Annotated in this window: 9 protein-coding genes; 7 read left to right on the forward strand and 2 right to left on the reverse strand. The window is 49.2% G+C overall.

Annotated elements, in window-relative coordinates:
• Positions 1 to 34 precede the first annotated feature (34 nt).
• Together ruvX and ABJO30_10485 are read left to right on the forward strand one after the other, a co-directional pair.
• A complete protein-coding gene (ruvX, locus tag ABJO30_10480; protein MEP3233242.1) occupies positions 35 to 514 on the forward strand; it encodes a Holliday junction resolvase RuvX in 480 nt (159 codons plus the stop codon).
• 213 nt (positions 515 to 727) lie between these two features.
• Positions 728 to 1,267 (forward strand): YHS domain-containing (seleno)protein, encoded by a 540-nt coding sequence (locus ABJO30_10485; GenBank protein ID MEP3233243.1) that lies wholly within the window; start codon positions 728 to 730, stop codon positions 1,265 to 1,267.
• A 22-nt stretch (positions 1,268 to 1,289) separates the two neighbouring features.
• Here the strand turns inward: ABJO30_10485 and ABJO30_10490 are convergent, their stop codons facing one another.
• Positions 1,290 to 2,945, reverse strand: coding sequence for an acyl-CoA dehydrogenase family protein (locus ABJO30_10490; GenBank protein ID MEP3233244.1), 1,656 nt, complete (start codon positions 2,943 to 2,945; stop codon positions 1,290 to 1,292).
• A gap of 177 nt (positions 2,946 to 3,122) precedes the next feature.
• Between ABJO30_10490 and ABJO30_10495 the strand changes: the two genes are divergently transcribed.
• From ABJO30_10495 to dprA, 4 genes are read left to right on the forward strand one after another with little or no spacing between them, the layout of a single operon-like run.
• Positions 3,123 to 4,082 carry an aspartate carbamoyltransferase catalytic subunit gene (locus ABJO30_10495; GenBank protein MEP3233245.1) on the forward strand — a complete coding sequence of 320 codons (960 nt, stop codon included), beginning with the start codon at positions 3,123 to 3,125 and terminating at the stop codon, positions 4,080 to 4,082.
• A complete protein-coding gene (gene pyrC, locus ABJO30_10500) occupies positions 4,079 to 5,386 on the forward strand; it encodes a dihydroorotase (GenBank protein MEP3233246.1) in 1,308 nt (435 codons plus the stop codon). Before ABJO30_10495 ends, pyrC begins: the two co-directional genes overlap by 4 nt.
• Before the next feature lie 51 nt (positions 5,387 to 5,437).
• Positions 5,438 to 6,055 (forward strand): glycerol-3-phosphate 1-O-acyltransferase PlsY, encoded by a 618-nt coding sequence (gene plsY, locus ABJO30_10505; protein ID MEP3233247.1) that lies wholly within the window; start codon positions 5,438 to 5,440, stop codon positions 6,053 to 6,055.
• A 2-nt stretch (positions 6,056 to 6,057) separates the two neighbouring features.
• Entirely contained in the window at positions 6,058 to 7,191 is a 1,134-nt protein-coding gene (gene dprA, locus ABJO30_10510; protein ID MEP3233248.1) for a DNA-processing protein DprA, read from the forward strand.
• On the opposite strand, the gene ABJO30_10515 is transcribed toward dprA, so the two are convergent.
• On the reverse strand, positions 7,188 to 7,469 hold the full coding sequence (locus ABJO30_10515; protein MEP3233249.1) for a hypothetical protein: 282 nt from the start codon (positions 7,467 to 7,469) through the stop codon (positions 7,188 to 7,190). The genes dprA and ABJO30_10515 overlap by 4 nt on opposite strands.
• A 257-nt stretch (positions 7,470 to 7,726) precedes the next feature.
• On the opposite strand from ABJO30_10515, the gene topA reads away from it, so the two are divergent.
• Positions 7,727 to 9,041: type I DNA topoisomerase (gene topA, locus ABJO30_10520; GenBank protein ID MEP3233250.1), on the forward strand; the 1,315-nt coding region annotated here is incomplete at its 3' end.

Below are 9,041 nucleotides of genomic sequence, written 5' to 3' on the forward strand. Positions count from 1 at the left end.
TGTATTCGACATCTTATTCATGCATGAAGCAATTATGCCAGCACTTGAACACACAGAATTTGTCACCGCCACAAAAAACCAGCGCCTGCTTGGTCTTGATCTTGGATCGAAAACCATCGGCCTTGCCGTTTCCGATACGGCTTGGATGGTCGCCTCACCGCTAAAAACCATTAAGCGGACAAAGTTTACGAAGGATGCGGAGAGTTTGCTTGAGACCTGCAAGGAACAAAATATTGGCGGCCTCATCCTCGGCCTCCCCCTTAATATGGACGGGTCAGAGGGGCCTCGCGTGCAGGCAACCAAAGCTTTTCAGCGCAATTTGGAAAAACTAACCGACCTTCCTGTCGCCTATTGGGATGAGCGGTTATCCACAGTTGCGGCAGAACGGGCCATGTTGGAAGCCGATACAAGCCGCGCAAAACGGGCTGAACGGATCGACAATGTCGCAGCAAGCTTCATTTTGCAGGGTGCTTTAGAGCGCTTTTATGAATTGGCAACACGCGAAGACGGATGATTGGAATGGCACACAAAGCCTAATCAGTCCAAAGCTGCTCTATTTAAATATCAAAGAGTTCCATTTAAAAAAATTCTTAAATGATTGTAATTAAATAATAATTTTAGATCGCTAAATTTGAAAGAAAGACCTTAAATCTATTTTCACTGGTCAGCCCTATACTCCTCACACAAATTTTATTGGGCAATTAATAATATAAAGAGGGTACTTAAGATGCTTAGATTTAACAAATTAGCAGGAACAGTGTTAGGTGCAGCGCTTTTGATTGGCAGCACGTCTACTTCACTAGCGGGCGACACTTACATAGACAGCTCAGGATTTGCTGTTTCCGGTTATGATGTGGTTTCATATTTTGATGCGAATGAGACAGAGTTTGACCGTGGTTTAAACTATATTGAACCTGGCAATGATCAATTCACAGCGTCTTATAATGGTGCGAAATACGCTTTCTCTTCAGAGGAAAACCGCGCACGCTTTGTCGCAAACCCAGCTGCATTCGCTCCAAAGTTTGATGGTCATTGCGTGCATGGCGTGACGACTAATGTGAAACTTCCGGCAAATCCGATGAGCTGGGAAATCGTAGACGGGAAATTATATCTTCTTCGTCGCGAAGACATGAAATCGACTTGGAGCGAAAACATGATCGCCAATATCGCCCAAGCGAACGATAATTGGTCTGATATTGAAAGCGACCCAGCTAGTCGCCAAAGCATTCCGCATTTCGATCCAGCGGCGGCACCCATTAAGGGCTAACAACACAATTAGCCGTGGCATTTTAGGGAGCTGGATACATTGCTTCCAAAATGCCACGCGCATCAAAACGACCATCCATCATGCCGTAAGTCGTACGGAATGGGCGGCTAAGTCGACTGTCCAAGAAGGCATCAGCAATATCTGCCCGCGCAATGCGGTGTAATTCTGCGGCCGCGACAGTTAGCGCCAATTGCTCCGTTAATATGCGCGCAGACCCCTCATCTTTTAAACTAACAACAGCGGCTTGCCGCACCACATCGCTCAGTGATTTTCGCTGAGGGCCGAAGGTGTTGTCAACGAGGGAGAGTACCACATCAAGTGCTTCAGGGTTAGCACGAAGGGCGCGCAATACATCCAGACACATCACATTGCCTGAGCCTTCCCAAATGGCATTAACAGGTGCTTCGCGGTAATAACGCGCCATTGGCCAGTCTTCCGTATAGCCATTACCGCCCATGCATTCCATCGCCTCAGCAATAAAGGGTGGCGCTGCTTTCGTGACCCAATATTTCACGACCGGCGTCATCAACCGAGCAAACAACGCCTCCCCCGGATTGCGCGTAGCACGGTCAAAAGCTTCTGCAAGGCGCAGTGACAAAACAGTCGCCGCCGCCCCATCCAAGGCCAAGTCTGCCATTACCCGCATTGCAAGCGGTTGATCGATCAATTGTTTATCAAAAACGCTCCGGTGCCGTGAATGATGCACAGCATGACCGAGCGCTGTGCGCATCAAACCTGCAGACCCAACAGCACAATCAAGGCGCGTCAATGTCACCATATCCAATATGGTCCGAATGCCGTGACCTTCCGCACCAACTAAAAACGCTCCAGCACCATGAAACTCAACTTCACTGGAACCGTTTGAAATATTACCAAGCTTATCTTTAAGCCGTTGCAGGCGAAGCTTGTTCTGCTCTCCATTTGGCAAGAAGCGAGGCACAAGAAAACAAGACAATCCGCTATCAGTTTGCGCCAAGACTAAAAAGGCATCCGACATAGGCGCTGACATGAACCATTTGTGGCCGTTTATCCGCCATAAATCGCCCCCTACCCGTTGGGCATAGGTTAGATTAGCCTTTACATCCGTGCCGCCTTGTTTCTCGGTCATAGCCATGCCGATGGTGACGCTGGATTTGTTCTGCGATGGTTTTTGGCCTGAATCGTAGGTGCGTGAGCGGATCAGCGGCACCCAATCTTGCGCAAGCAATGGATTATGACGAAGGGCTGCGGGCGCCGCATTGGTCATAGTAAGCGGGCAAAGGTGGCCGGATTCAACTTGCGCCGTCAAAAAGAAGCGAATGGCACGGGCTTGATGGTGATGCCCCGCATCGCGTGCATTACTATCTTCCCAAACAGAACCATGAAGCCCTTCACTCACGCTTCGACGCATAAGTGCATGGTATGAGGGATGATATTCCACCCGATCAATACGCTTACCGCGTTCATCATGGGTTTTTAAAACTGGTGGGTTTTTATTAGCCAGCGCTGCCAAATGAAAACTATCAGCTGATCCAAGCGATGCGCCCAGCCGTTTAAAGCTTTGCCGTGCGGCGTCGGAAAAGTTAGACGCCATCGCGACCAGCAATGGATCTGTCGAATAAAGATCACGTCCGCTATAAGGCGGAGATTGGTTTTGCGGCGTTTCGCCGTACACATCAGTAGGTGTTTCTAAAACCATAATTAAGGCTGCGACTCACATTTGCGTTCAACACATCATACCCATAAGTGAGTGCAACATCACCTAGAACTCAATAATTGGACAACAAACAAATGCCTGTGGAGAAAAAGCAACTCGAAACGATGGCATAAGAAGCCATATTGCCAGTTTTCTTAGCATGCCCTAAGAGATGAACTCATGAATTCATCATCTCCTTACTCGTTTCCCCATCGCCACCTTCTCGGCATTGAGGGATTATCGCCCGCTGAAATCAGCGGCCTTCTCGATCTTGCTGATGCTCAGGTAGATGTCGGCAGGCAAATTGAGAAGAAAAAATCTGTTTTGCGTGGGCGCACGCAAATCAATCTCTTCTTTGAAGCATCCACTCGCACACAGTCGTCATTTGAGCTGGCGGGCAAACGCCTCGGCGCAGATGTGATGAATATGTCAGTTGGTTCTTCCTCCGTTAAAAAGGGTGAAACGCTGATTGATACGGCGATCACCTTGAACTCGATGAACCCTGATCTCTTGGTCGTGCGCCATGCAAGTGCAGGCGCTGCCGAGCTTTTGGCGCAAAAAGTAGGCTGTTCTGTGATCAATGCAGGCGACGGGATGCATGAGCACCCAACACAAGCCCTGCTCGATGCCCTCACCATTCGCCGTCACAAAGGCCGCCTTCACCGGCTAACGGTCGCAATTTGTGGTGACATCCTGCACAGCCGCGTTGCTCGCTCAAACATCATCCTGCTCAACGCAATGGAAGCCCGTGTTCGTGTCATTGGGCCGCGCACACTCCTGCCTGCTGGTATTGAGCGCATGGGTGTTGAAGTGTTCCACGATATGGAAGAAGGCTTGCAAGGCTGCGATGTCGTTATGATGCTACGCCTTCAAATGGAGCGCATGTCCGGTGCCTTTATCCCGTCTAGCCGCGAATATTTCCGCTACTACGGCCTTGATTCACAAAAACTCGCTTTTGCTAATGATGATGCACTGGTTATGCACCCTGGCCCGATGAACCGTGGTGTTGAGATTGCCTCAGAAATTGCTGACGGCCCGCAATCGGTCATTCGTGAACAAGTTGAAATGGGGGTCGCCATCCGCATGGCGGTACTTGAAGCGCTCGCAGAGCACTTGCCAGAACGGGAGGCCGCGAAATGAACCAGCCCTTCACCCGTCCGCCTCTAGCATTTGTAGATGCCCGCGTTGTCGACCCAAGCCAAAACCTTGACGACCAGCGCACCGTTCTTGTTGAAGACGGTAAAATCAAAGCAATCGAAGCCCATGTCGCCCCAAGCCTCTTGGAAGCCGAATATGAAATCATTGATTGCCGCGATAAGGTTCTCATTCCGGGCCTGATCGATTTTCAAGTTCGCACGGGAGAACCAGGCAGCGAGCACGAGGAAACACTCGTTAGCGCGTCTCAGGCAGCGGTTGCAGGTGGTGTTACTACGATTATCACCCAACCAGACACCAATCCCGTGATTGATGACATCGCACTCGTCGATTTCATTACCCGTAGTGCCGGTGCCAATGCCGTGTGCAACGTCAAAGTAATGGGCGCTTTGACCAAAGGGTTAGCGGGCAAAGAAATGTCAGAACTTCGCCTCATGCGCGAAGCTGGAGCTGTTGCTTTTACCAATTGCAAGCGGCCCCTCACCGATGCTCGCATCATGCGCCGAGCGCTTTCATATGCCCGTGACTTTGATGGCCTTGTCATTCATCACTGCGATGAACCAAGTCTTTCTGAAGGCGGCGTTATGAATGAAGGCGAAATGGCAACGCGCCTTGGCCTTCCAGGTATTCCGAAGATTGCAGAAGTCATCATGCTGGAGCGCGACCTGCGCCTCGTCGAGATTACGGGTGGGCGTTATCATGCAGCCAGCCTTTCTTGTGCTGAATCAGTGAACCTCATCAGACAAGCTAAAAAGCGCGGGCTTAATGTGACTGCTGGCGCATCGGTTAATAACGCGACGCTGAATGAAAACGATATTGGCTCCTACCGCACCTTCTTCAAGCTCTCGCCACCATTGCGATTGGAAGAAGACCGTATGGCCGTTGTTGAAGGCATTAAAGACGGCACCATTGATGTGGTTCATTCAGACCACACACCACGCGATGTGGATATGAAGCGCCACCCGTTTGCAGATGCCTCAAATGGCGCAGTTGGTCTTGAGAGCTTGCTGGCCGCCCTTTTGCGGTTGGTTCACAACGATGATCTGGATCTTTCTGATCTCATCCGCGTAACAGCGAACAATCCAGCGAACCTGATCGCGCAACAAAGTGGCACAATCAAAAAAGGCGCAAATGCTGATCTTGCTCTGCTTGATATTGATATGCCTTGGATATTAGATGAAGCTGGATTGAAGTCCTTTTCTAAGAACACAGCCTTTGAAGGCGCACGGTTTACGGGCCGCTGCATTCAAACATTTGTGGACGGCATGGAAGTCTATCGGTTAGGCTAATGCTGAAACTTGCAATCTTAGATTTAATTAAAAGCTGCGGACTTTTAGAAAATGCCTGATTTCATCAATTTTAGCTCAGCATTGCCATTGATTTTAACTTGGGCAGCTTTCGGTTATTTCTTGGGTTCCATCCCGTTTGGGCTATTAATCACGCGTTTTGCTGGAAAAGGCGACATTCGCGACATTGGCTCTGGCAATATTGGCGCAACCAATGTTTTGAGAACGGGCAACAAGAAACTTGCAACCCTTACCCTGCTTGCTGATGCTCTTAAAGGCACGGTTGCCGTCTTGGTTGCATTTTACTATGCCGGACAAGATTTCGCGGTTATTGCGGGACTTGCTGCATTCATGGGGCACTTGTTTCCCATATGGCTCAAATTCAATGGCGGCAAAGGCGTTGCCACCTATATCGGCATTTTGGGCGGCTTATTCCTCCCTGCCTTGCTGGTGTTTGCAGTGGTTTGGCTCTTGGCAGCACTTCTGTTCCGCTATTCATCGCTCGCAGCCTTACTTGCAACGCTCGCGACACCGTTTGTGCTTCGCTATTTTGATGCCTTCCAATTTTCAGAACTCTTCATGCTTTTGACCCTGCTTACATGGATGAAGCATCACGAAAACATAATACGGCTGTTTAAAGGCACAGAAAGCAAAATTGGCAAGAAAGGATAAATTTGGCCCGTCCATCGCTCACCGATGAACAGCGTATAACATGGCTTCGCTTGGCACGAACCGAGCAAGTTGGCCCGATTTCTTTTTTCAATTTTATCAACCGGTTTGGCTCCGCAGAAAATGCACTGGAAGCCCTGCCCCAAATTGCCTCTAAAGCTGGCAGTAATAAGTTTCCCAAAATTTGTAGCCGAGATGACGCGCTGCGCGAATTAGACGCCGCGCAAAAACTCGGTGTTAGGCACATTGCAGCTGGTGAACCTGACTACCCAACGTTGTTGCGCCAAATTGATGATCCACCGCCGTTTTTACTTGTTCGTGGTGATGTTGATTTCAATCAACGGCAAATGGTTGCGATCGTCGGCTCGCGCAACACCTCGATAGCGGGTCAGAAAATAGCTGCACAATTAGCAAACAGATTGATGGAAGAAGGCTATGTGGTTGTATCCGGCCTTGCTCGTGGCATCGACACCTCAGCCCATAAGGCATCCCTCATAGGTGGAACAATCGCCGTTATGGCAGGTGGGCATGCAAATGTTTACCCGCCAGAAAACCTTGGTTTATCCAATGACATCGTTGAAAACCACGGTGCCATCGTGAGCGAAACACCACCTTGGCTTTCCCCTCGCGCGCAAGACTTCCCTCGCCGGAACCGGATTGTTTCAGGCCTGTGCAGCGGCGTTGTGATTGTGGAAGCAGCAAGAAGATCTGGCTCATTGATTACGGCGCGATTGGCCGGAGAGCAAAATCGGCAAGTCTTCGCTGTTCCAGGATCCCCTTTGGACCCACGCTCTGAAGGGACCAACAGACTAATCCGCGAAGGCGCGACACTTATTCGTTCGGCTGAGGATATTATCGAAGACCTGCGGCCTTCTGAAAGCTTTCAGGAAATACAGTCATCAGACGGACAATCGCCATTCCGCTTTGAAGCGAATAAGGCGGAGGGTTATGAGAATAATAGACTCCCAGAAAGCGATATTGAACGCATCGCAGAAAATCTCAGCGCGGCGCCTGTCCACATTGACGATGTTGTTCGATTTACAGGTTTATCCGCACAAGCTGTTGTCGCATGTCTTTGTGAACTTGAATTCTCAGGACGTATTGAGAGGCTAGAGGCCAACATGTTCAAGCTGGCTTAAGCGACGGTCGCCGTTTTACCTGACTCCGGCTTTTCAATACGGTCCGATGCCTCGATACGCGCCATATCAAGCAGATATGCAAGAAAGTTCATATCTGCTCGTGTCGAGATAACAACCAGCTCAGAGCAATATCTTTCAATAAATTTTGCCGTTTCAACCTGAAATTCTCTTGCTTCTGTTTCATTCAGATCGTCAGAAATTGACTTAGTCGTGGGATTAGACGATAGAATGTAGGAATTGTTTCCATTTCCTTTTAGCAATTGGTGTCTTTTTGACATTTAATGCGCCTCGATGAATCAAACTTAAAAACGAATAACCCCCCCTAACACAACCTAAAGTATATACAAGATACACAATACAACTTATGATAATGCATCGATAAAGCTGCCAATCATTCAATTTTGAGAGCCAAAAACTGCCTCTCTGAGCCTTTAGGGATCACTTTTAAGTGGAATTTACAAGAAATAGGGATTGTCCCTTGCCAATAAATGCGCCAAATAGGCTCGACCCAAATCGCTTTTAAAAAGAGTTTCGCATGAACGTTGTCATTGTTGAGTCGCCCGCCAAAGCTAAGACAATCAACAAATATCTTGGTTCCGATTATCAAGTCTTTGCTTCTTACGGTCATGTTCGAGACCTCCCGCCGAAAGATGGTTCTGTTCGTCCTGACGAAGAATTTGCCATGGATTGGCAGATGGACACCAAGGCGAAACAGCGCATTAGTGAAATTGTTAAGGCCGTTAAAGGCTCCGACAAACTGATCCTCGCGACTGACCCGGACAGAGAGGGTGAAGCAATTTCTTGGCACTTGTTGCAGGTGTTGCAGGATAAAAAGGCACTTAAAGACAAAGCTGTTGAGCGTGTGGTCTTTAATGCGATTACGAAAAACGCGATCTTAGAAGCAATGGATAATCCACGTGAGCTGGATACCCCGCTGGTGGATGCTTATCTTGCTCGTCGTGCCCTTGATTACTTGGTTGGCTTTACGCTCTCCCCTGTTTTATGGCGCAAATTGCCGGGCTCTCGCTCTGCAGGCCGTGTGCAGTCTGTGGCTCTGCGTCTTATCTGTGAACGTGAGCGCGAGATTGAGGTTTTCAATCCGCAAGAATATTGGTCGATTATTGCCAATATGAAAAACGGCGAAGGCAAACCCTTCGACGCCCGCCTCACCGCTTTTAATGGCGACAAGAAACAACGCCTCGATATCAACAATGGTGATGAAGCAAACGCGATCAAAACAATGCTGGAAGCCTCAAGCTTCAAGGTAGAAAGCGTTGAAGCCAAGCCGCAAAAGCGCAACCCATATCCGCCGTTCACCACGTCTACCCTACAAATGGAAGCATCGCGCAAGCTCGGCTTTTCTGCTCAGCGCACGATGCAAGTGGCCCAACGGCTTTATGAAGGCATCACGCTTGGTGGTGAGACAACTGGTCTTATTACTTATATGCGTACCGATGGTGTGGATTTGGCACCAGAAGCCATCACCTCTATTCGCGATCAAATTCAATCTTCTTATGGTGGCCGTTATGTGCCAGCAGCATCGCGTACTTATAAGTCGAAGCTGAAAAACGCACAGGAAGCACACGAGGCCATTCGCCCGACAGATGCTTTCCGCCGCCCTGAAGAGATGAAGCAATATCTGGAAGAAGAGCAGTACAAGCTCTACGACCTGATTTGGAAGCGGACGATTGCTTGCCAAATGGCATCAGCCGAGATGGAACGCACCACTGCCGAGATTTTGGCAACAGGTAATGGCCAAACGGCTAACCTTCGTGCTTCTGGTACGGTTGTTCGTTTTGATGGTTTCTTGACGCTTTATACTGAGACCAAAGATGACGAAGAAGACGAAG

This window comes from Hyphomicrobiales bacterium (assembly GCA_039973685.1).
Classification (GTDB): domain Bacteria; phylum Pseudomonadota; class Alphaproteobacteria; order Rhizobiales; family JACESI01; genus JACESI01.

Coding starts and splice junctions, on each gene's coding strand:
- plsY (MEP3233247.1), top strand. CDS start 5,438: ATGCCTGATTTCATCAATTTTAGCTCAGCATTGCCATTGATTTTAACT.
- pyrC (MEP3233246.1), top strand. CDS start 4,079: ATGAACCAGCCCTTCACCCGTCCGCCTCTAGCATTTGTAGATGCCCGC.
- ABJO30_10515 (MEP3233249.1), bottom strand. CDS start 7,469: ATGTCAAAAAGACACCAATTGCTAAAAGGAAATGGAAACAATTCCTAC.
- ABJO30_10490 (MEP3233244.1), bottom strand. CDS start 2,945: ATGGTTTTAGAAACACCTACTGATGTGTACGGCGAAACGCCGCAAAAC.
- ABJO30_10495 (MEP3233245.1), top strand. CDS start 3,123: ATGAATTCATCATCTCCTTACTCGTTTCCCCATCGCCACCTTCTCGGC.
- ABJO30_10485 (MEP3233243.1), top strand. CDS start 728: ATGCTTAGATTTAACAAATTAGCAGGAACAGTGTTAGGTGCAGCGCTT.
- ruvX (MEP3233242.1), top strand. CDS start 35: ATGCCAGCACTTGAACACACAGAATTTGTCACCGCCACAAAAAACCAG.